The sequence below is a fragment of the Geobacter sp. genome (assembly GCF_030834625.1).
In the GTDB taxonomy this organism is placed as follows: domain Bacteria; phylum Desulfobacterota; class Desulfuromonadia; order Geobacterales; family Geobacteraceae; genus Geobacter.
Genome location: NZ_JAUQXO010000032.1, coordinates 122127 through 143992, shown reverse-complemented (window position 1 = coordinate 143992; position 21866 = coordinate 122127). Strand labels below are relative to the sequence as shown.

Annotated in this window: 19 protein-coding genes; 4 read left to right on the top strand and 15 right to left on the bottom strand. The window is 55.5% G+C overall.

Going from position 1 to position 21866, the window contains the following annotated elements; translation table 11 throughout:
- Position 1: 1 nt before the first annotated feature.
- From RCH91_RS09345 to ttcA, 3 genes are all read right to left on the bottom strand, one after another.
- Positions 2–655 carry a lactate utilization protein gene (locus RCH91_RS09345; RefSeq protein WP_306534430.1) on the bottom strand — a complete coding sequence of 218 codons (654 nt, stop codon included), beginning with the start codon at positions 653–655 and terminating at the stop codon, positions 2–4.
- Positions 656–683: 28 nt separating this feature from the next.
- Positions 684–1661, bottom strand: a complete 978-nt coding sequence (locus tag RCH91_RS09340; RefSeq protein ID WP_306534428.1) for a 4Fe-4S binding protein — start codon at positions 1659–1661, stop codon at positions 684–686.
- Between the two features lie 203 nt (positions 1662–1864).
- Entirely contained in the window at positions 1865–2638 is a 774-nt protein-coding gene (gene ttcA / locus RCH91_RS09335; RefSeq protein ID WP_306534426.1) for a tRNA 2-thiocytidine(32) synthetase TtcA, read from the bottom strand.
- A 139-nt stretch (positions 2639–2777) separates the two neighbouring features.
- Here ttcA and priA point away from each other — a divergent pair, with 139 nt between their 5' ends.
- The 4 genes from priA to RCH91_RS09315 all read left to right on the top strand — a co-directional run bounded on the left by priA (position 2778) and on the right by RCH91_RS09315 (position 7323).
- The gene (priA, locus tag RCH91_RS09330; protein WP_306534424.1) at positions 2778–5021 is read left to right on the top strand and encodes a primosomal protein N'; all 2244 of its coding nucleotides are present in this window, start codon (positions 2778–2780) and stop codon (positions 5019–5021) included.
- Between the two features lie 84 nt (positions 5022–5105).
- On the top strand, positions 5106–5609 hold the full coding sequence (gene def / locus RCH91_RS09325; protein ID WP_306534422.1) for a peptide deformylase: 504 nt from the start codon (positions 5106–5108) through the stop codon (positions 5607–5609).
- A gap of 9 nt (positions 5610–5618) precedes the next feature.
- On the top strand, positions 5619–6566 hold the full coding sequence (gene fmt / locus RCH91_RS09320; protein ID WP_306534420.1) for a methionyl-tRNA formyltransferase: 948 nt from the start codon (positions 5619–5621) through the stop codon (positions 6564–6566).
- A gap of 1 nt (position 6567) precedes the next feature.
- The gene (locus RCH91_RS09315; RefSeq protein WP_306534418.1) at positions 6568–7323 is read left to right on the top strand and encodes a DUF116 domain-containing protein; all 756 of its coding nucleotides are present in this window, start codon (positions 6568–6570) and stop codon (positions 7321–7323) included.
- 397 nt (positions 7324–7720) lie between these two features.
- Here RCH91_RS09315 and RCH91_RS09310 read toward each other — a convergent pair whose 3' ends face one another.
- From RCH91_RS09310 to RCH91_RS09255, 12 genes are all read right to left on the bottom strand, one after another.
- Positions 7721–9175 carry an NADH-quinone oxidoreductase subunit N gene (locus RCH91_RS09310; protein ID WP_306534416.1) on the bottom strand — a complete coding sequence of 485 codons (1455 nt, stop codon included), beginning with the start codon at positions 9173–9175 and terminating at the stop codon, positions 7721–7723.
- Positions 9176–9208: 33 nt separating this feature from the next.
- Positions 9209–10768: an NADH-quinone oxidoreductase subunit M gene (locus tag RCH91_RS09305; protein WP_306534414.1), complete on the bottom strand. Its 1560-nt coding sequence runs from the start codon at positions 10766–10768 to the stop codon at positions 9209–9211.
- A gap of 35 nt (positions 10769–10803) precedes the next feature.
- Positions 10804–12813: an NADH-quinone oxidoreductase subunit L gene (gene nuoL / locus RCH91_RS09300; RefSeq protein WP_306534412.1), complete on the bottom strand. Its 2010-nt coding sequence runs from the start codon at positions 12811–12813 to the stop codon at positions 10804–10806.
- A gap of 57 nt (positions 12814–12870) precedes the next feature.
- Positions 12871–13173: an NADH-quinone oxidoreductase subunit NuoK gene (gene nuoK, locus RCH91_RS09295; RefSeq protein WP_306534410.1), complete on the bottom strand. Its 303-nt coding sequence runs from the start codon at positions 13171–13173 to the stop codon at positions 12871–12873.
- An 18-nt stretch (positions 13174–13191) separates the two neighbouring features.
- A complete protein-coding gene (locus RCH91_RS09290; protein WP_306534408.1) occupies positions 13192–13695 on the bottom strand; it encodes an NADH-quinone oxidoreductase subunit J in 504 nt (167 codons plus the stop codon).
- 13 nt (positions 13696–13708) lie between these two features.
- On the bottom strand, positions 13709–14104 hold the full coding sequence (gene nuoI, locus RCH91_RS09285; RefSeq protein ID WP_306534406.1) for an NADH-quinone oxidoreductase subunit NuoI: 396 nt from the start codon (positions 14102–14104) through the stop codon (positions 13709–13711).
- 27 nt (positions 14105–14131) lie between these two features.
- Complete coding sequence (gene nuoH / locus RCH91_RS09280) at positions 14132–15172, bottom strand: NADH-quinone oxidoreductase subunit NuoH (protein ID WP_306534404.1); 1041 nt, start codon at positions 15170–15172, stop codon at positions 14132–14134.
- 62 nt (positions 15173–15234) lie between these two features.
- On the bottom strand, positions 15235–17721 hold the full coding sequence (locus tag RCH91_RS09275) for a molybdopterin-dependent oxidoreductase (protein WP_306534403.1): 2487 nt from the start codon (positions 17719–17721) through the stop codon (positions 15235–15237).
- A gap of 41 nt (positions 17722–17762) precedes the next feature.
- Positions 17763–19538: an NADH-quinone oxidoreductase subunit NuoF gene (gene nuoF, locus RCH91_RS09270; RefSeq protein ID WP_306534401.1), complete on the bottom strand. Its 1776-nt coding sequence runs from the start codon at positions 19536–19538 to the stop codon at positions 17763–17765.
- Between the two features lie 34 nt (positions 19539–19572).
- The gene (locus RCH91_RS09265) at positions 19573–20094 is read right to left on the bottom strand and encodes an NAD(P)H-dependent oxidoreductase subunit E (RefSeq protein ID WP_306534399.1); all 522 of its coding nucleotides are present in this window, start codon (positions 20092–20094) and stop codon (positions 19573–19575) included.
- A gap of 27 nt (positions 20095–20121) precedes the next feature.
- A complete protein-coding gene (gene nuoD, locus RCH91_RS09260) occupies positions 20122–21294 on the bottom strand; it encodes an NADH dehydrogenase (quinone) subunit D (RefSeq protein WP_306534397.1) in 1173 nt (390 codons plus the stop codon).
- A 61-nt stretch (positions 21295–21355) separates the two neighbouring features.
- On the bottom strand, positions 21356–21844 hold the full coding sequence (locus RCH91_RS09255) for an NADH-quinone oxidoreductase subunit C (RefSeq protein WP_306534395.1): 489 nt from the start codon (positions 21842–21844) through the stop codon (positions 21356–21358).
- Between the last annotated feature and the right edge of the window lie 22 nt (positions 21845–21866).

Genomic DNA, 21866 nt, shown 5'->3' with positions numbered 1-21866 from the left:
CCTAGAGCCCCATATCCTCGTTCACCACCAGCACCCGCAGGTCGGTGAGGCGGGGCTTGCGGTCGATGACCGTGGTGACGCGGCAGATCCGGTCGGGGGAGTTACAGTCGGAGCAAAAGCCGGTGGTGGCGCAGGGGGTCTTGTAGTTGAGGCGTCGGGCGTTGGGGGGCGAGGCCCACTCCTTTATCCGGCCGATGGCCTCCTGGACGCCGCCGTCCACGATCTTGTTCCGGCCCGCCACGACGATCACCTTCTTCGGTCCGAAGAACATGGAGCCGACCCGGTTGCCGGTGGCGTCGATGTTCACGAGCCACCCGGAAAGGGTAAGGGCGTTGGTGCCGGCGAGAAAGAGGTCACAGGTGAGCTGACGCCGCATGATGGCCACCCGCTCCTCCAGGGAGAGCCCCGGCGCACCATGGATGAGGAGCTCCTTCCCCGTCTCCCGGAGCCGCTCGATCACCTTCAGGTCCGCCACCGTCATGGAGCCCCCAAAGCCGACGCTCCCCGCCTCGGCCGCCTCGGCGACGATGTAGTCGAAGGCTTCCTGGCCGGTGGGGCAGTAGACGGCGGTGAAGCCGTTCTTCTCCAGGGACTCCACGGCCTTGCGGCATTTCTGCTCGTGGGTCCAGTCGACGAGTTCAGTCGTGAGTGACATGGTGAACCTCCTTTCTCAATCTATACATTCACGGCCCCAGAAGCCGCACGTACTCGGCATAGGGTATCTGCGATTTCCAGTTCCCGGTGGCGCGCCCCGCGAGTGATCCGCCCACAAAGAGACATACCACCAAAACGGCAAAGAGAACAGCGTTCACCGCCACCTTCCGGCCGGTCAGCTTCATCTCCAGGGCACCCATGGCCCGACAGTGGCTCACGCAGCGCCAGCAGCCGATGCATTCTTCCGACATCACCCGCTCTTTCGCCATGACCGGGATGTAGGCGGGGCAGACCTGGCTGCAGACCCCGCAGGAGACGCAGGTCTTCCCCTCCCGGGTCACCTTCACCGGCGAAAGGATCGACACGAGCCCCAGGAGGGCCCCGTAGGGGCAGAGGTAGCGGCAGACGGGATTCCGCACCGGCAGCGACAGGACGAGGAGCACCACGATCACCACCAGGGGTATCCCCGACAGGTGGAGGAAGAATTCCAGGAGCCGCACGTCGGCCACCCTGTTGTAGTCGGAATAGATGAAGGCCGTGACCGCCTCCGGCGGCATGGCCCAGAGAATGGAGTAGGGGAAGAAGAGGAGAAGCAGGTACTTGATTCCCCGCAGGGCCATGTCCAGCCACCGGGGGGGACGGAGATTGCGCCTGAAGAGAACGAATCCCCGCTTCCAGAGGAGCTCCGACAACGTTCCCACCGGGCAGATCCAGGAGCAGAAGGAGCGCTTCAAGAGCAGCGACACCGCCACGGCCGTGACAAAGATCACCACCGACGCCGGATGGACCGGGTTGATGGCGCCGCTGGCGACCCAGTCCTTCACCCCCAGGAGCCCGGCGATGGGGAGGAAACCTTCCACTCCGTCGGCCCGGGTGACGAACGGTGCGGCCCCGCCGGTGCGGAAGTGGCGCACGAAGAGGAAGAGCCGCACCCCCAGATAGACCATGAAAAGGAGAAATCCCCACTGGATGGCGATCCGGAGGGGTTGCACGTAGCGTTTGCTCACGACGTTGCTCCTTGGGACATATTATGTCGCAGCACTGCGGTACCCTCCCATCATCGAACACAAGGAGGATACCATGGAACCCATCGTTGTCTTCGGCGTCGGCCTCGTGGCCTGGGGCGCCTTTATCTGCATAGTGGACATGATCCGGGACCGGGCATCGACCCGAATCGCGAAGAGGGAGAAGGCCCCCGCAAAGCCCCCCGTCAGGGGACGGCGCAGACCCGCTGCAGCTCCCGGTCGAGGAGGTGCCGCGGCTGCACGTTGGCCAGTGACCGCAGAAGGCTCCGTTTGACGAAGGGATTCTCCCGCTCCAGCGCCTTCAGAAGCTCCTTCATCCGCTTGCGCTGGATGTCGGCCTTGCCGCAGACCGGGCAGCAGCAACAGACCACGGGGAAGCGGTTCTCCCGGGCAAAGGGGATGATCTTCCGCTCCTCCACGTAGACCAAGGGGCGGATCACCGTCGTCTCGCCGTTGTCGGCCAGCATCCGGGGCGCCATGGCCTTGAGGGTCCCCACGAAAAACTGGTTGAGGAGCAGCGTCTCCACGAAGTCGTCCAGGTGGTGCCCCAGGGCCAGCTTGTTGCAGCCGTGCTGCTGGGCCAGGGTGTAGAGGACGCCCCGCTTGAGCCGGGCGCAGATGGAGCAGTAGGAGGAGCCGGGGCGCCGCTTCTCCCTGATGATGTCGTAGTGGGTAGTGGCCTCCACGTGGTGGGTGAAGCCGTGCTCCCGCAGGTGCGCCGCGATGACGTCGCTGCGGAAGCCGGGGTAGCCCGAGTCGATGGTGAGGGCCACCAGCTCGTACTTCACCGGCGCCCGGCGCCGGAGCGATTCCAGGATATGAAGGAGGGTGTAGGAGTCCTTCCCCCCCGAGACCGCCACCGCGATCCGGTCCCCCTCCTCGATAAGGTTGAAGTCGGCGATGGCCCGGCCGACACCGTTTTTTATTTTCCGATACCGCTTTTCGTCCACAAACTCCACGGGTTCCCTCTCCTTCGACAATTCACCTACGGTACCCCACCGGCCTTCCCCAAGTCAAGACGGTGCGTCCGTCCCTTTCCCTTGTTACCCCGGGACCGTCCTGCTATTATTCCCGTAACGCCACCAGCATCCGGATCCCATGAAAAATTCAGCATCAGACATCATCGAAGTCGCCATCCCGCTCCCCCTCGACACCACCTTCCACTATCGGGTGCCGGAGGCGCTCATGCCGCGCATCACCCCGGGGAAGCGGATCCTCGTCCCTTTTGGCCGGCGGAAGGTGACCGGCTACGTCCTGGGCTTCGCCACGGGTGAGGAGCGGGAGCTGCGGGAAGTGGCCGACGTCCTGGACGACTCCCCCCTCTTCACCCCGCGGGAGCTGGAGCTGTACCGCTGGGCCGCCGCCTACTACCTCCACCCCCTGGGGGAGGTGATCAAGGCGGCCCTCCCTGCCGGGATCAATGTCCAGAGCCGACGTGGCTCCTCCGCTGACGACGGCGACGCCATGGCGGGGGGGAAGGCGGTCAGGACAGAGACCGTCTACCGCCTTGCAACGGACCCACCGGCTGCCGACGTGCCACGGGGAAAGTCCTCTCTCATTCTCTCCCACCTCCACAATGCCGGCGAGGCAACGGCGGCGGAGCTGCGCGGCATCTTCGCCGACTGCGCCCCCCAGCTCCGGCGCCTGCGGGAGCTGGGCTTCGTGGAGTCGGAGGCGCGGGAGGTCTACCGGGACCCGTTCCGAGAGGAAGCGGTCACCCCCGACGCACCCCTCGTTCTCAACGCCGGCCAGGCTGCTGCCCGGGACCGGATCGTCGCGGCCGTCGATACGGGGCGGTTCACCCCTTTCCTCCTCCACGGCGTCACCGGCAGCGGCAAGACCGAGGTCTACCTCCAGACCATCGCCCACCTCCTGGACAGGGGGCGGACCGCCCTTGTCCTCGTGCCGGAGATTGCCCTGACCCCTCAGCTTGTCAACCGCTTCCGGCGCCGCTTCCGGTGCGGCATCGCGGTACTCCACAGCGGCCTCTCCGACGGGGAGCGCTACGACGAGTGGCGGCGGATCAGGCGAGGAGAGGTGGCCATCGTCATCGGCGCCCGCTCGGCCATTTTCGCGCCGCTGGAGCGAATCGGCATGATCGTGGTGGACGAGGAGCACGAATCCTCCTACAAGCAGTCCGAGGGGTTCCGCTACAACGCACGGGATCTGGCTCTGGTCCGGGGAAAGATGGAGAAGGCCTGCGTCGTTCTCGGCACTGCTACCCCCCAGGTCACCACCTGGCATGCCGCCACGACCGGGAGGCTTGAACTCCTCTCCCTCCCCGAGCGGGTGAACGGCCTGCCGATGCCCCGGGCGGAGGTCATCGACGCCCGGGGTCGGAAAGGTGATGCCATTCTTCCGCCGTTGGCCGAGGCGATCGCCGCCAATCTGGCCAACGGCGGGCAGACCCTTGTCTTTCTGAACCGCCGGGGCTTCGCCACCTGGCTCACCTGCGAGGAGTGCGGCCACGTGCTCCGCTGCCCCAACTGCGCCGTCACCCTCACCTATCATCAGCGCAAGGACCGCCACCTCTGCCACTACTGTGACTACGCCATCCCGGCCCCCTCGGTCTGCCCCGACTGCGGCAGCACCCAGGTGACGCACTTGGGACTCGGCACCGAACGGGTGGAAGAGCTGGTGCGGGAGCGTTTTCCCGAAGCGCGGGTCGACCGGATGGATCGGGACACCACCCGGGGGAAGGGGGGGCACGCGCGCATCCTCCGCAGGGTGGCCGAGCGGAAGACCGACATCCTCATCGGCACCCAGATGGTTGCCAAGGGGCATGACTTCCCCGGCATCACCCTTGTGGGAATCGTGTCGGTGGAGTCAACCCTCAACATCCCCGACTACCGGAGCGCCGAACGGGCTTTCCAGCTGGTGACGCAGCTCATGGGAAGAGCCGGACGGGGCGATGATCCGGGGAAGGTCATCATCCAGACCCTCAATCCTGACCACTATGCCCTCTCCCATGCGGGCGCCGGCTCCATGGGGGAGTTTTACGCCGCGGAACTCGTCTTTCGCCAGGAGACCGGCTATCCCCCCTTCGTTCACTTGGCGGCCCTCTACCTGACCGGCACCGCGGCACCGGCCGTGGAACAGGAGAGCAAGGTCCTCGCCGCACAGATTCGCACCCTGCGCCGTGACACGGGGGGACGGGTCGAGATCCTTGGTCCTTCCCCTGCCCCCCTTGTGAAACTGCGAGGCAGGTTCCGGTGGCAGTTGCTTCTCAAGGCGCCGGAACGCTCGGCGCTCCACCGACTTCTTGCCCGTCTGAGGGGGGCCTACACCCCTCCCTCCGGGATCAGACTCCAGGTAGATGTGGACCCGGTAGATCTCATGTGACGGTCTGGCCGTCAGGAAGGGTTTGATTTTTTCAGCCCATCTCTCTATATTCATGAGAATACCAATCTGTAAAGGTGCATGACCATGGTACGAACAATCCTCACCTACCCTGACCCGATCCTCAAAAAGAAGGCGGTTCCGGTAACAGTTATCAACGATGCGACCCGCGAACTGGTCCGCGACATGGCCGAGACCATGTACGATGCCCAGGGGGTTGGTCTTGCAGCTCCGCAGATAGGCGTGAGCCAGCGGGTCATCGTCATCGACGTGTCCCAACGGGACGAGCGGCCGGAGCTGATCGTCTGCATCAACCCGGTGTTCGTCCATACCGAAGGGGAATCGTACGAGGAGGAAGGATGCCTCTCGGTACCCAAGTACGCTGCCAATGTCCACCGGCACGCGAGTGTCGTGGTCAAGGCTCTCAATCTTGATGGAGAGGAAGTCTCCTATAAAGCCGAGGGGCTTCTGTCCATCGCATTTCAGCACGAAATCGACCACCTTGACGGCATTCTCTTCGTGGACCACCTCTCTCCCCTGAAGCGGGAGATGTTCAAGAAAAAATACCGCCGGATGATTGAGGAAGGATAGAGTTACCACATGGCCGGACTACGTATTATCTTCATGGGGACCCCCGACTTTGCCTGCCCCACGCTCACCAAGCTCATCGAGCGGGGCGAGCATGTGATTGCCGTCGTGACCCAGCCTGACCGACCCAAGGGTCGCGGCCAGAAGCTCGTGCCGCCTCCGGTGAAGGTCATCGCCGAGGAACATGGCATTCCGGTTCTGCAACCTCTGAAAGTCCGTGCGCCCGAGGTTATCGCCCAGATCCGGGAACTTAACCCAGACCTGATCGTCGTTGTCGCCTTCGGCCAGATTCTTCCCCAGAGCCTTCTCGACATCCCGCACCATGGCTGCATCAACATTCACGCCTCGCTGCTCCCACGCTACCGGGGGGCTGCCCCCCTCAACTGGTGCCTCATCAACGGCGAAACCGAAACCGGCATCACCACCATGCAGATGGACGCGGGACTTGACACGGGAGACATGCTCGTAAAACGGTCTATTCCCATTGGCCCGGACGAGGATGCCCAGTCACTCCATGACCGTCTGTCCCTCCTCGGCGCCGAAACCATTGACGAGACCCTCGACAGACTCCTGGCGGGCACTCTTACCCGTGAAAAACAGGATGACTCTCTCACCTGCTACGCACCGATGTTGAAGAAGGAAGATGGCCTCATTGACTGGAACCGCGAGCCGCAGCAAATAAAGAATCTCGTTCGCGGCTTCACGCCGTGGCCCGGGGCGTATACCACTCTGGACGGCAAAACACTGAAGCTTTATAAGGTTTCGGTGGCCAATGGTAATGGTAGACCAGGGGAACTCATCGCTGCGGGGAGGGACGGAATCATCGTCGCCTGCGGTTCGGGGAGCCTCCAAATCGAGGAATTGCAACTTGAGGGAAGGAAACGGTTATCAGCTGCTGAGTTCCTCGCAGGGTGCCGCCTGGAGCCAGGGAACCGTCTCGGTACTCCCGCCGGGAATTGAAATGCCCGACAGACCGCCACAAAAACGCCTCTTCATCGTACTCATGGGGGTCACCTGCCTCCTGATTGTAGGGGCCATCTATCTGCTCTGGTGGGTTCCCACGACGGGACTGGCAAACATTCACCCAAGCCTTCCCCGTATTGCCGGGATCGTGTTTGGCGGGCTGTCTCTCCTAGCTCTCCTTGGCACGCTGGTGCTCGTTCTAACCTCGGCCTTGGGCAAGGATATCCTATTCACCCGCTTTCTGCGTGGTGTCGTCATCAAGTTTCTCCTCCCTGCCATAGAGCTCATCGGCCGCACTTTCGGCATCTCCATCGATACCATCCGTCAATCGTTCATTGCCATGAACAACAGCCTGGTTCTTTCGCAACGGTGTCGAGTCAAGCCGGACCGTGTCCTTATTCTCCTTCCCCACTGCCTCCAGCTTTTCGAGTGCGAGATTAAGGTAACCGGCAGCATCAACAAATGCATCAGGTGCGGTCGTTGTGACATTATGGGACTTGCCGAATTGGCCGAGAAATACTCCATAGATATCTCTGTTGCTACGGGAGGAACACTTGCCCGCAAGGTGATCATTGAGAAACGTCCCAAGCTTGTGTTGGCAGTGGCTTGCGAGCGGGATCTCACCTCCGGCATAAAAGATTGCTACCCCCTTCCGGTAATTGGCGTCCTCAACGACCGCCCCTTTGGACCGTGCTTCAACACCAAGGTGGACATAGAAAAAATAGACGAAGCACTCAACTCTGTCATCGGTTAGCAGCGCGTCTCTGCATTAACGCCGTTTTCAGTAATCCCTCCATTAATCTACCTTCTCACCGTTCTGCCCTTCGGTGCAACTACCGCCTTCTTTACATGCGCCTTGTCTCCCTAATGTGACTGCCTCGTATGGAATTTCGGTTCGTCGGGCCGGAATTTATCCATTAGCTTACTTCAAGATTCTACCACGCAACGGACTCCCTTGATGTCCGGGTAACGGTTTCCACAACCAGGGTCCGTTGGGAGACTCTCACCACCAGTCACCGGCACACCACCATGATGAACCAGACAGTGCGAATCTCGCCGCTCCACGCCATGGCTAGCGCTCGCAAACGAAATAAGGCCCCTTCTGACGAAGGAGCCTTATTTAAACCGCAAACTGATTCGAGTATTAAGAGCTAGAGAAGCACAGCCTGCTGGGCAAGGTTGAGCAGAAACGCCGGCACAACTCCCGGCAGCAGAACACCGACTACGGCAATAATAATGCATATGGCCACTGCAGGAGTCAGCTTCATCCAGTCAAACTCTTCAACGGGATCTTTCATGTACATGTAAACCATAACACGAAGATAGTAGTATACCGAAGCAGCACTGTTCAGTACCCCGATGATGGCAAGCCATACATAGCCCGCCTTGACAGCCCCTGAGAAGAGGTAGAACTTGCCGATGAATCCGGCCGTCGGTGGCATGCCTGCCAAGGAGAACAAAAACACGGCCATGGCCAGAGCCAACACCGGATGTTTTGTACCGAATCCTGCATAATCCATGACATTGTTGTTTGCTTCGCCCTTCTTGCCAACAAGTATGATGATCGCGAATGCTCCTATATTCATAAACGCATAGGAGAGCATGTAGAAGAGAATACCTGCCGTCCCCTCTGCATTGCCTGCAGTGAAACCAACAAGGGCATACCCAGCGTGGGCGATGGAGGAGTACGCGAGCATCCTCTTGATGTTGTCCTGATTGAGCGCAATCAGGTTACCAACCGTCATGGTCAGGACTGCCAGAATCCAGAGGAGATCGGACCAATCAGCTTTGAGGGAAGGGAAGGCAATGATAGCAACGCGCATGAATGCGGCAAAACCGGCTGCCTTGGGACCTGCCGACATAAAGGCAGTCATCGGTGTCGGAGCACCTTCGTAGACATCAGGAGTCCACATATGGAACGGTGCGGCAGCAATCTTGAACGAGAATCCTACTGCCATCAAAAGCATACCGATAACAAACAGGGGATTCTGAGCAACTGCACTATTTTGCGCCACGTATTCAGCAATTTTCACGACGCGAGTCGTGCCGGTGGCACCATAGGTGAGTGCCATTCCGTAAAGGAGAAACCCTGTAGAGAACGCACCGAGGAGAAAGTACTTGAGACCCGCTTCGTTGGATTTAAGGCTTGCCCTGTTAAGGCCTGCCAAAACGTAGAGGGAAACCGAGAGCACTTCAAGGCCAAGGAAGATTGTCATCAGATCTGTGCCTGACGCCATTAGCATCATACCAACCGTGGCAAAAAGAAGCAGAGGATACAGCTCGCCGAGGTTACACTCCTCGCGTTTGAAATACTGATCCGAGATGAGAATGGTCATTCCAACCGTTAGAAGGAAAATGCCCTTGAAGAATAGAGCGAAATTATCCTGGACTACAGAATCATTGAATGACGCTACGGGATTTCCCCAGCCACCAATGAGCGTGAATCCGGTGATGATGATGCCTACGAGACTCAAATATCCCAGATAGGCCTTGTGCTCACTCGGCACGAAAACGTTCACAAGGAGCAGCGCCATAGCAAAGATCGAAAGAATGATCTCCGGCATGATTGGCGCAAAGTTAATGACTGGAATTGCAATTGTTTCCATCTAGGTTCCCTCCGGTGGCTTTTCTGAAACCGATTACTTGTGCTCGACAGGCAGCACGGCGGCAGGAAGAGCCTGCGGTGCCGGGATCTGAGGAATTTGCGCCTTGGCGGTCTGCTTCGACTTGACGTGAACGATCAGTTTCTCGAGCGACGGATTCATTTTGTCGATGAATGGGGTGGGGTAAACACCCATCACAAAGATAAGCACGATCAACGGCAGCATGATCGCAATTTCGCGAGCGTTAAGATCCGTGAGGGTCTGGTTTTTGGGGTTAGTCAGTTCACCAAACATGACACGCTGGAACATCCAGAGCATATAGACAGCCGCCAGGATCACGCCACTTGTACCAATTACGGCGTACCAGCGAAGCTCACTTTCATAAGCGCCGATGAGGATGAGAAATTCCCCAACGAAACCGTTGGTCCCTGGAAGACCGATGGAAGAGAGAGTAACAATCATGAAAATTGTCGCAAAAATCGGCATCTGCTTGGCCAAGCCGCCGAAGTCGGTTATGAGACGGGTGTGACGGCGCTCGTAAATAAATCCAACGATAAGGAACAGTGCGCCGGTGGAAACACCGTGATTAAGCATCTGGAGCATACCGCCAGAAAGGCCCTGAATGTTGAGAGCAAATACGCCGAGCATGACATAGCCAAGGTGCGCAACTGAGGAGTAGGCAACCAGCTTCTTAACGTCCTCCTGAACCATGGCCACGAGTGCGGCATAGACAATGCCAATGACCGAGAGCACCGCAATGAGAGGCGTGAACTGTGCGGTGGCGTCAGGAAAGAGAGGCATTGCGAAGCGGACAAAGCCGTAAGTTCCCATCTTCAGGAGCACTGCCGCCAGAATGACGGAGCCAGCAGTCGGAGCTTCGGTATGGGCGTCTGGCAACCAGGTATGAAGCGGGAACATCGGCACTTTGATCGCGAAGGCCAAGGCGAATGCAAGGAACATCCAAGTCTGGGTGACAGGATCCAGAGAAAGCTCATAGAAGCGGAGAACAGTAAAGTCACCGGCTCCAGCCTTGAAGTAGAGGACGATGAGTGCGACCAGCATCAGGAGCGAGCCGACCATTGTGTAGATGAAGAACTTGACAGCTGCGTAAATCTTGTTTTTCCCACCCCAGATGCCGATGATGAAGTACATCGGGATGAGCATGACTTCCCAGAAAATATAGAAGAGGAAAAGGTCAAGGGATATAAAGGCACCAAGCATCCCGACCTCGAGGAGGAGGAGACAGATCATGTACTCTTTGACCTTGGTCTCAACGGCTGTCCACGTTGAGAGGATGGCGATCGGCATCATGAAGGTTGTCAGAATCACGAGCCAGATGCTGATCCCGTCGATGGCAACATGGTAATTCATCTGGAACGGTCCGGCAGCGATCCAGGGTACCTTCTCCACAAACTGAAACTCAGCGTTGCTCTGGAAGCCGGTCACCAGCGGCAGCGACACGACAAACGTCACGAGCGACACTAGGAGTGCAAGCCCCCGCTGCGCCGAATGGCTCTGCTTGGGGACGAAGAAGAGCAGTACGACCCCCAGGAGTGGTAGAAAGGTCATCACGCTGATTAACGGAAACTGACTCATGAATCTGCTCCTTTAGTCCTATTGGTAATTCAGAGTTAGCGGAAGAGATAGAAGGCTACGATCACCACCGTGCCCAGTGTCATGCCGAGTGCGTAGTTGTGTACATACCCAGTCTGAATGTTCCTGAGAGCATTACCGATGCCCTTGACGATTGTCGCCACACCGTTGACAACGCCATCAACCACCACCACATCAAAACCTTTCCAGAGGGCATTCCCAAGCGCCTTGCAGGGGTTGACGAAGAGGAAGTCGTAGAGCTCGTCAACATACCACTTGTTATAGACTGCCCGGTGGAGCGCCGGGAAGGCAGCGGTAAACTTCGCGGGAATCGACGGTGCAGCCACGTAGAGGAAAAACGCGATGGAGATACCAACCAGAGCAATCACAACGGATACGCCCATGAGTCCCCACTCGAGTGCATGGCTGTGATGTGCAGCACCATGAGCAAACTGCTGGGCCATGAAGTCGGTAGATCCCTTAAAGACTGGTTCCAGGTAATGCTCGAGATAATTCGGTATGCCCCCCAGAACATTGCCAATCAATTTCGGGATACCGACATAACCACCAACGATAGCAAGGATGCCGAGCACAATCAGCGGGAACGTGATTACAAAGGGAGATTCATGAAGGTGACTCTTGGCTTTTTCCTTGATCCGGCACTCTCCAAAGAACGTCATAAAGACAAGCCGGAACATATAGAAGGCAGTGAATCCTGCAGCTATTGCACCCGTTGCCCAGAGAATTAGGTTCAGATCACCATGAAGAGGATTGGCAAAGGCCTGCCAGAGAATCTCATCCTTGGAAAAGAAGCCGGAGAAACCAGGAATTCCAGCGATGGCGATGGTAGAAACCAGGAATGTCAGGAAAGTAATAGGCATTACCTTCTTTAGACCACCCATATTTCGCATGTCCTGAGCATCATCATGGGAGTGGATATGATGCAGTGCATGATGCATTGAATGAATCACAGAACCAGACCCGAGGAAGAGGCAAGCCTTGAAGAAGGCGTGTGTCATAAGGTGGAAAATGCCGGCGGTAAAGGCGCCAACCCCCATGGCGAGGAACATGAAACCAAGCTGAGATACCGTTGAATATGCAAGTACACGCTTGATATCATTCTGAGCAGTACCAATGGTTGCTGCAAAAATGGCTGTTGCAGCACCAACAATAGCGACGACCATCATCGTCTCGTGGGAGCGAATGTAGACGAAATTCAACCGGCCGATCATGTACACACCAGCGGTGACCATCGTAGCTGCGTGGATGAGTGCGGATACCGGAGTCGGGCCTTCCATGGCATCAGGAAGCCAAGTGTAGAGAGGAAGCTGTGCGGACTTGCCGGTGGCGCCCAGGAAGAAGCAGAGGGTAATAATTGTTACTACCCCGCCAACCGGAAGGAGATGAGCACTGGCTGCCAATTCACGGAAATTGATGGTCCAGACGTTATGCGTATGTCCGAGGTACCAGTAAAGTGTGAAGAGTCCGAGAAGAAAACCGAAATCTCCAACACGGTTCATGACGAACGCCTTCTTGCCGGCATCCCCCGCTGACTTCTTGTGGAAGTAGTAACCGATAAGGAGGTAGGAGCAGAGACCGACCCCTTCCCACCCAACGAACATAAGCAGAAGGTTGTTCCCAAGCACCAACAGGAGCATGGAGAAGGTGAAGAGATTCAAGTACGTGAAGTAACGGTAGAAGCCCTCTTCGCCATGCATGTAGCCAATGGAGTACACATGAATCAGGAAACCGACACCCGTGACGACCATGATCATGAGCGCGGAGAGTGGATCAATGAGGAAGCCGATTTCGGCGTTAAAGTTGCCGGATTTGATCCACGTAAAGAGCACTTTCTCAAAGACGCGCTCTTCTGCAGGTCTTGAGATAAGCTCAATCAGGATGCCGCACGACACAAGAAACGAGCCGAACACCATGAGCGATCCGATTCCACCGATCACGGTCTCGTTCTTGATCTTCTTCCCGAGAAGGCCGTTTATGACGACGCCGATCAGAGGGAACAGAGGTATCAGCCATACGTACTCGAACATTCCTGACTCCTTTTTTATAGCGAGAAATTCAGAGTTTCGTAAACTCAGCCCGAGCTGCTACAGCTTCATGAGCTTCATGTCTTCAACGTCAATGGACTCGCGATTCTTATAGAATGCAATCATGAGCGCGAGACCGACGGCGGCTTCAGCTGCCGCAACCGTCATGACAAAGAAGACAAATATTTGTCCGTCTATGTTGCCGAGATGCTTTGAAAAGGCAATGAAGGTAAGATTGACCGCATTCAGCATCATCTCGACGCACATAAAGATGACGATGGCGTTCCTCCTGATTAGGACACCGATGGTCCCGATGGAGAAGAGTATTGCGCTGAGTATCAAGTAGCTGTGCAAAGGTACCATGAGCTTAACCCCTGTCAGTTAGATTTTCTTCTTCGTGAGTATGACCGCACCGATGATGGCCACCAGGAGCAGAATGGAGGTCACCTCGAAGGGGAGGAGGAAGTCGGTATACAACGCCTTACCGATCAGTTCAGTATGGCCAACCTTGTTAATGAGATCCGAATCCATCGCCCCTTTCTGGCCGGTGAGCGAGCTTCTATTAAGCAGGTAGAAGAGCTGGAAGAGGCCAAAGAGTCCGATCAGGCTGCCAAACAGAACACTGTGGGAGCTTCTTCGTCCCGCCTCAGTCCTCACATTGAGGAGCATGATGACGAACACAATCAGAACCATGATTGCGCCTGCATAGACTATCACCTGTATGGCTGCCATGAACGGAGCGTCAAGCGTCACGTACAGAGTTGCCAGGCAGAAGAAAGTCAAAATGAGAGAGAGCGCACTGTTGATCGGGTTCTTGCAGGTAATGACCAGAATGCCGGCCAGGACAGCTACCGCTGCCACGATCATGAAGAAGAACGTTTCCATTGCTGCTCCTTTATTACTTTTCTAAGAGTCGCTCTTTGACGAAGACGAAATCTTCCCGCTTATAATTTGCCAGTTCGAACTGATCGGTCATTTTCAGGGCATCGACAGGGCAAGCCTCAACACAATATCCACAGAAAATGCACCGAAGCAGATCAATTTCATACCGCTCTGCATATTTATCATGATTCTGGTCTTCGCCTGCCTCTACGGTGATGCATTTTGCCGGGCAAACTGTCGGGCACAGGTAGCAAGCAACACACTTAGCTCTGTTATGAGATACCTTCAGGGCATGCAACCCTCGGTAATTGGGTGAAGGGGTTGGCCGCTCGTCAGGATACTGCAGCGTCACCGGCTTCATGAATAGATGCTTTAGAGTAATCTTGAGACCATTAATCAACGGCATTATCATGGCGTGTAACCTCGTAATAAGTTGTGACTAGAATGATACGATGATTCCTGTGACTACGATATTGAGAAGTGTCAGTGGCAGGAATACCTTCCACCCCAGGCGCATCAACTGGTCATAACGGTAGCGCGGATAGGTTGCGCGGATCCACATGCAGGTAAAGATCAAGAAGTAGACCTTTGCAATGAACCAGAACCAGCCTGGCAGGAATCCAGGTCCATGCCATCCCCCAAGAAACAGGGTGGTGGTTACCGCGCAGACCGTTACCATGTTGGCGTACTCAGCCATGAAGAACATGGCATACTTCATACTTGAATACTCGGTACAGAACCCGGAAACAAGCTCTGTCTCCGCTTCTGGAAGGTCAAAAGGAGTACGATTGATTTCCGCAAGTGAACAGATACAGAACAGAATGAATGCCAATGGTTGCTTGAAAGCGTACCAGGCTCCATTTGCCTGATCTGCCACTATTTTTTGCAGTGACAGTGATTCAGAGAGCATAAATACTGAAACAATAGCCAGACCAGCCGCCAACTCGTACGATACCATCTGGGCGGCAGAACGCAGCCCACCGAGCAGAGAGTATTTATTGTTGGAGGCCCAGCCTGCCAACACAATACCGTACACGCCAACCGATGCCAAAGCGAGTATGTAAAGCACGCCGACATTGAGGTCAACGACTTTTCCTGCGGCTGTGTCATAGTATGCAGCTATTTGGAGGGGAATCTTGTAGCCTCCCACTTCGATTGTTTCGCCGAAGGGGATGACGGCAAAGCCGATGAAAGCCGGTATAAGTGCAATGACCGGGGCAATCAAGAAGGCAAATTTATCTGCCTGGGAGGGGATGATCTCCTCTTTGAAGAAGAGTTTAAGGCCATCCGCAATTGGCTGAAGGAGTCCGTGCCAACCAGTGCGCATCGGCCCTAAGCGTACCTGCATGTGGCCGATGATCTTACGTTCAGCATAAGTGGCGTATGCCACTGTCAGCAGTACGAAGACGAACACCACGAGCACCTTGAGCACCATGGCGATGTAATATGCCATCGGCAATCCCAAAATTTCGTATCCCATTTGCACTCTTCCCCTCTTGATGTGATGGTGTTGTGAGTGAGCCCTGCAGCTATTGGTATTGGTTACTTACTGATAGTGACCCATGTAACAGAAGCACCGTCAGTGATGCCATTTATGGACATATCCGAGAAATGATACGGTGAGAACACAACACCGGCAGGCAACCGCATGCTCACTTTTGCCTTGAGCTTAACCTCACCCACAGAAGATCTTACCGTCACGGATTGACCTTCCTCTACACCGAGTTTAGTCGCATCCCCATTGTTCAGTTCTATGTACCCTTCCGGGCAGACATACATGGGACCTTCGCCGTAGAGAGATAATGTTCCGCAATGATTGAGAGCGCTGCCGGTAACAAGAGCCATCGCACCAGCAGTCGACTCTTGAGCACTGCCGACTACCGGCATGAAACGTGGCTTATTGGTTACCGGATATACTGAGCCGTTCTCTCCCAGTTTCTCAAGAGTAAGACCGCTGTACGAGGGAACCTCCGCCGCAATCTCGTTGAAGGTTGCATCCAATCCCTTGGGCACTTCACCGCCAAGAGAAGAGTACAGATCACTGAAGATTTCAAAGTCGCTGCGCGCCATGCCAATCGGAGCGATTGCCTTCCTGACTTTTTGGACAGCCTTGCCGACGCTCGTAAATGTCCCATTCTTCTCAGCAAAGGAGCAGGCAGGGAGAACCACATCTGCTTTACTAGCCGTTTCCGTCAAGAACAGGTCCTGAACCACAAGGAACTCTACGGAATCAAGAGCAGATTCGACCTTTTTGCGGTTCGGATAAGAGACAACAGGGTTCTCTCCAACCACATAGAGGGTTTTGATGGCACCGGAGACGCAGCCTTCAAGAATCCCTGCCGCATCTCGACCACCGGCGACAGGATGAATTCCCAGGTCAGCAGCCCCCTGACTATTGTTCTTCTCACCCATAATCAGGACGCCGCACCCTTCCTTGCCTATCTTGCCCGTAAGTAGTGCAAGATTTATCACTGATTGAGCAAGAACCTTCCCGTGACCGGGATAGCCAATGCCGATTGGAAGCAGAATAAGCGCTTTCTCAGCTTTGGCATACTCACGGGCGAGGGCTGCAATATCGTCGGCTGACATACCGCATTGGCCGGCGACAGCAGTTGGCGCATAGGCAGAAAGACTTTGTACGAGTTCTGCATAGCCAGGCAATGAAGTCGCTGTGCTGTCAGCAAGCCCCTCCTCCACAATTACCTTAGCAAGGGCGTTGAAAAGGACGACTTCACTTCCGGGCCTATGGATATACGTGGCGGCGTTCGGCAGTCGCGAGAGCTTACCCTTCTTGTCCGACACAATACGAAGGTTGACACCCTTGCGTTTTACCCCAAGATTGACCTCAAACCCGAGAACCGGATGGGTTTCATAGGCATCTGACTTAACAACCAGCAACAAGTCTGTTGCCTGTATGTCTGAAATCGAGGCTGGAGACGCAGGATAACCCAGGCTCTCTGCAGCACCAGCAGTTAACGCTTCATGGGCATAGCCAGCGGAGTGGTCAATATTGTCAGATCCAAGTCCCTGACCAAAAAGCTTTTTGAAAAGATAGAGTTCCTCGTTAGTAAGGCGAGGGGTTACCAGACCAGCAACTGTTGCTCCACCAGCGATCTTTGCTTCAGAAAGTCTCTGACGAACCAAGCCAAGTGCTTCGTCCCAAGTGGCTTGCTCAAGTCTGCCGTTTTTCTTGACAAGTGGCGTTGTCAGTCGCTTGTCACTGTTGACGAATTGATAGCCGAACCTGCCCCGAGTACACAGCTGACCGTTATGGAACCCCTGATTCTCGTCATAAATGGTGGTGAGAACCTTATTATCCTTAACCCCGAGGGTCAGCTGACAACCTGTGCCACAGTAGGAACAGACCGTCTTCACCTTGTTCAGCGACCACCAGCGGGCCTTGAACTTGAAGGGTCGGCTTATGAGAGCACCAACAGGGCAAACAGATACGCAGGATCCACAAAACTCACAATTCAGAGGCCCATCGAATTCTGTCCCGATTTTAGCCTCAAGACCGCGATTGAGAAAGGAGTACGCCCCGTAGGAAACAATCTCATCGCAGATACGAGCGCACTTGCCACAATGAACACAACGGTTCATGTCCCGCTCGATGAGCGGGTTCTCGTAGTCGATCTTATGCTGGAACTTCTCATCCTGGAAGCGGTTGGCGTTCACCTCATACTCATAGGTGAGATTTTGGAGGTCACAATCACCAGCTGCGTCGCAGACAGGACAGTCAATGGGGTGTTTGAGAAGCAACAACTCAAGAACCAGTTTCCGCGCCTTGACAATCTCCGGGGTCATGGTGCTAACGATCATCCCCTCGGTCACAGGGGTTGTGCATGCAGGGATCTGGCGCCCCTTCATCTGCTCAACCTCGACGAGACACATGCGGCAACCGCCGAAAGGATGGAGTTTCTTGTCGTGACAGAGAATGGGTATCTTGATGCCGGCTGATTTTGCTGCATCGTAAATGGTAGCGTCCTTGGGTACCGTTACCTGTTTTCCGTCAATCGTGAGATTTACCATCGTGACCTCTGTATAACCTCGGAAGTTAGCTCGTCGAGCAGTTACTCAATCGCCATGAACCGGCAGGCGTCATAACACGACTTGCACTTGGTGCACTTCTCTTTATCCAGGAATGCAATCTGCCCCTTCTCCCAGATGATTGCATCAGACGGGCACGCCTTAAGACACGCGCCGCACTTGACACACTTATCTTCAATCACCTGCCACAGGAGCAACTCCTTACAACAGTTGGACGGGCAACGCTTATCCGTTACGTGAGCCTCGTACTCGTGCCGGAAATAGCGAATGGTGGAGAGAATGGGGTTCGGTGCTGTTTGCCCGAGGCCGCAGAGGGACGCCTTCTTGATGGTTGCTCCCATCTCAAGAAGAGTCTCTATATCCCCCTCCTGTCCACGCCCCTCTGTGATTTTCTCGAGAATATCGAGCATCACCTTGAGTCCGATGCGGCAGGGAACGCATTTCCCACAGGACTCCATCCTGGTGAAGGACAGGAAGAAGCGTGCTACGTCGACCATGCACGTGGTCTCATCCATGACGACCAGACCACCCGATCCCATCATGGCGCCAGCTTTTATGAGCGAATCGTAATCAACGGGCGTATCAAGAACCTCGGAAGGGATACAACCGCCCGAAGGGCCGCCAGCCTGAACCGCCTTGAACTTGCGGTTATTGGCAATCCCACCGCAAACGTTGTAGATAACGTCACGGACCGTCATGCCTGCCGGCACTTCGACAAGACCTGTGTGCTTCACCTTGCCGGTAACGGCGAAGATCTTGGTCCCCTTTGTGGTGTCTGTTCCGAGGGAGGCATACCATTCAGCCCCCTTGTTGATAATGTGACGAACGTTGGCAAACGTCTCCACGTTGTTGATGTTGGTCGGCTTAGCCCAGAGGCCTTTAACGGCGGGGAATGGTGGCCGGGGGCGGGGCATGCCGCGCTCGCCCTCGATGGAAGCCATGAGCGCCGTCTCCTCGCCGCAAACAAAGGCACCAGCACCCTTTTTGATGATCAAGTCAAAGTCAAAACCCCATCCTTGAATGTTATGCCCGAGATAACCCTTCTCACGGCACACATCAAGAGCCTTCTGCAGACGCTCAATGGCCAGCGGATACTCTGCCCGAACATATACATAACCCTTCGTGCAACCGATGGCATAGGCCGCGATCATCATCCCTTCGATGATGCAGTAGGGGTCACCTTCGAGAATCGAACGGTCCATGAAGGCCCCGGGGTCCCCTTCGTCGGCGTTACAGATCAGATATTTGAGTTTACCTGGCGTAGCTGCGCAAAAGGACCACTTCATCCCGGTGGGGAAACCGCCCCCCCCTCGACCACGGAGCCCCGATTTCTTGACCTCTTCGATGACCGAAGCCGGGTTCATCTCCTTGACGCATTTCTCGATGGCCTTGAAACCATCCTCTTCAAGATAGGCATCCAGACTTTCAGGGTCGATTTGACCGCAGCCGGTCATGACCACCCGCATCTGAGCATCAACGAAGGTGTTGTAGTAGGGCTTTGCCTTACGCTTCTCCATCGGGGTACGATTGATGATGTGCTCTTCAACGATCTGCGCTACCTCTTCAGGCATCACAAAATCGTACGTAACACGACCAAGCTCAGAGTCAACAATGTCGACGAGGACGTCATTGGCGCAAAGCCCGCGGCAGCCTGTCTTAATGACATCACAGCGTTTGCCAACAACAGCGTTAACACCTTTTTCGGAGATGATCCGGGTGAATTCCGCCTCGACCTTTTTTGCTCCGGCCGATACACCGCCAGTCCCCTGACAAATCAGAATCTTTATAGCTTCGCCCATATCGTATCCTCTGATGTGAATGGTTGGATCGGTCCTATTTCATCGGCCGCTGGTTATAATCAGCAATGATTTCTTCAATCTTTTGCACGGTCATCTTGCCGAAGGTGTCATCGTTGACCATCGCCAAAGGCGCCATTCCGCAAGCACCAAGGCAAGCAACCTTCTCGAAGGTGTAACGAAGGTCGGGAGATGTTTCAGCATGCCCAATCCCCAACTTATCAAAGAAGGTCTCCACAATCCTCGGAGCACCTTGGACATGGCATGCGGTTCCAACACAGACCCTGATTATGAAACGACCGCGAGGCTTGAGATGAAACTGTGCATAAAACGTCAGAACACCGAATATCTGACTGGGATAGACATTGAGACGATCAGCCACCAGATCGATGGTCGGTTTTGGCACGAAGCCATACTCGTCCTGAATACCCTGAAGCACCGGCATGAGATTGCCCGGAAGGGTCAGGTACTTGTCAATAATATGATTGGCTGGCCCGAGATCTATTTCCTCAGCAGGCGTTTCTTCGACATTTGTCGCTTCGGCCGGAGCGTTGCTCATTACTCCCTCTCCTTTATCGCGGTGGCATTACCGGTCGATTTCACCAAGCACGATGTCCAGGGTACCGATGACGGCAACCAGGTCTGCAAGCATAGAGCCCTTTGCCATCTTTTCTATGGCCCCAAGATTGACGAATGAAGGTGGTCTTATCCGCATCCGGTACGGCTTGTTCCCGCCGTCACTGACGATATAGTAGCCAAGTTCTCCCTTGGGGTTCTCCACCCCTTGGTATACCTCCCCTTCAGGAGCAGGAAAACCTTCGCTGGCTATCTTGAAGTGGTGAATAAGCCCCTCAATGGTATTGTAGACATTTTCCTTGGGCGGATAGGTCACCTGGGGCGAATCCGCCAACACCGGACCAGGCTTGAGCGAATCAAGGGCCTGACGGATGATATTGACCGCCTCGCGCATCTCGACGAGTCTTACCTTGTAACGATCGAAGGTGTCACACTTCTCTCCTACCGGAACCTTGAACTGGTACTTCTCGTAGCCGCTGTAGGGATTGTCGCGACGAAGATCCCAATCAACACCCGACCCACGAAGAGCAGGGCCGGTAATACCATAGTCGATGGCATCCTCGGCAGATATCACGCCATTGCCGACAGTACGGTTGAGCCAGATGGTATTCTTTGTGAGCAGCCCCTCATAGGTATCAAAATGACCAGGGAACGTGTCTATGATTTCCCGCACGTCTCTTTCGAACCCATCATAGACATCCGTAGAGAGCCCGCCTATACGGAAGTAGTTGCTTGTCATCCGGGCGCCTGAGATCTTTTCGTAGAGGCTCATCACCATCTCACGCTCACGGAAAGCGTAGATGAACACTGTCATGGCGCCAATATCAAGTGCGTGACATGCGATCCAGACGAGGTGAGATTTTAGACGAGTAAGCTCTGTCAGGATTACTCGTATGGCCTGAGCACGCTCTGGCACCTCAATATCCAAGAGCTTCTCCACAGCCAGCACATAACCAAGGTTGTTACTCATTGGTGCCAAGTAGTCGAGACGGTCGGTCAAGGGAATCGTCTGGTGGTACGTCCGATGCTCGGAAAGCTTCTCCACACCACGATGCAGATACCCGATATGCGGCGTAATTTTCTGGATGATTTCGCCGTCAAGTTCGACCACCAACCGCAGAACGCCGTGGGTACTCGGATGCTGCGGTCCCATGTTGACTGTCATGATCTCAGTACTAGCCATTGCGCGCCTCTGTATCCTTCTCTCTAGAAGTAGGTTAATTTCGTTCGACTGAACCGACCAACTATGACAACCGCCCCTTGTAGGGCTCGCGGTCAGGCCCCTGCACCGGATAATCTTTCCGGAGCGGATGACCAACCCAGTCGTCGGTCATCAGGATGCGACGCAAATCGGGGTGATTATTGAACGTAACACCCATCAGATCGTAAACCTCACGCTCCAGCCAGTTGGCCGATTTCCAGACACCGGACACCGTATCAATGGTACAGTCGGCCTCCGGAACCCCCGCCTTGACCCTGAGACGGTCTTTATTGGGGATTGAGTAGAGGTTATAGACCATCATGAAACGAGGTTCCTGCTTCCCCAGATAGTCCACAGCGGTTACGTCAGTACAGAGGTTATACGCGAGCGACGACTTGAGGAAGTTACATATTTCCAATATGTTCTCCCGCGTCACTGTGACCGTCACCTCTCCGCGAAACTCTTTTACATCCAGCACGGAAGCCGCGAATTTCTCCCTGAGCTTTATTACTGCGCGATTAGTTTCAGCCATAACCGTTGGCTCCCCTTACCTA

Bases quoted from the DNA above. Each gene is read 5' to 3' on its own strand.
- RCH91_RS09290 (WP_306534408.1), bottom strand. From the start codon at position 13,695: ATGGAAACGTTCTTCTTCATGATCGTGGCAGCGGTAGCTGTCCTGGCC.
- fmt (WP_306534420.1), top strand. From the start codon at position 5,619: ATGGCCGGACTACGTATTATCTTCATGGGGACCCCCGACTTTGCCTGC.
- nuoH (WP_306534404.1), bottom strand. From the start codon at position 15,172: ATGGGATACGAAATTTTGGGATTGCCGATGGCATATTACATCGCCATG.
- RCH91_RS09345 (WP_306534430.1), bottom strand. From the start codon at position 655: ATGTCACTCACGACTGAACTCGTCGACTGGACCCACGAGCAGAAATGC.
- RCH91_RS09315 (WP_306534418.1), top strand. From the start codon at position 6,568: ATGCCCGACAGACCGCCACAAAAACGCCTCTTCATCGTACTCATGGGG.
- def (WP_306534422.1), top strand. From the start codon at position 5,106: ATGGTACGAACAATCCTCACCTACCCTGACCCGATCCTCAAAAAGAAG.
- RCH91_RS09255 (WP_306534395.1), bottom strand. From the start codon at position 21,844: ATGGCTGAAACTAATCGCGCAGTAATAAAGCTCAGGGAGAAATTCGCG.
- RCH91_RS09305 (WP_306534414.1), bottom strand. From the start codon at position 10,768: ATGAGTCAGTTTCCGTTAATCAGCGTGATGACCTTTCTACCACTCCTG.
- nuoD (WP_306534397.1), bottom strand. From the start codon at position 21,294: ATGGCTAGTACTGAGATCATGACAGTCAACATGGGACCGCAGCATCCG.
- RCH91_RS09265 (WP_306534399.1), bottom strand. From the start codon at position 20,094: ATGAGCAACGCTCCGGCCGAAGCGACAAATGTCGAAGAAACGCCTGCT.
- priA (WP_306534424.1), top strand. From the start codon at position 2,778: ATGAAAAATTCAGCATCAGACATCATCGAAGTCGCCATCCCGCTCCCC.
- nuoL (WP_306534412.1), bottom strand. From the start codon at position 12,813: ATGTTCGAGTACGTATGGCTGATACCTCTGTTCCCTCTGATCGGCGTC.
- RCH91_RS09310 (WP_306534416.1), bottom strand. From the start codon at position 9,175: ATGGAAACAATTGCAATTCCAGTCATTAACTTTGCGCCAATCATGCCG.
- nuoF (WP_306534401.1), bottom strand. From the start codon at position 19,538: ATGGGCGAAGCTATAAAGATTCTGATTTGTCAGGGGACTGGCGGTGTA.
- RCH91_RS09275 (WP_306534403.1), bottom strand. From the start codon at position 17,721: ATGGTAAATCTCACGATTGACGGAAAACAGGTAACGGTACCCAAGGAC.
- nuoI (WP_306534406.1), bottom strand. From the start codon at position 14,104: ATGATAATGCCGTTGATTAATGGTCTCAAGATTACTCTAAAGCATCTA.
- nuoK (WP_306534410.1), bottom strand. From the start codon at position 13,173: ATGGTACCTTTGCACAGCTACTTGATACTCAGCGCAATACTCTTCTCC.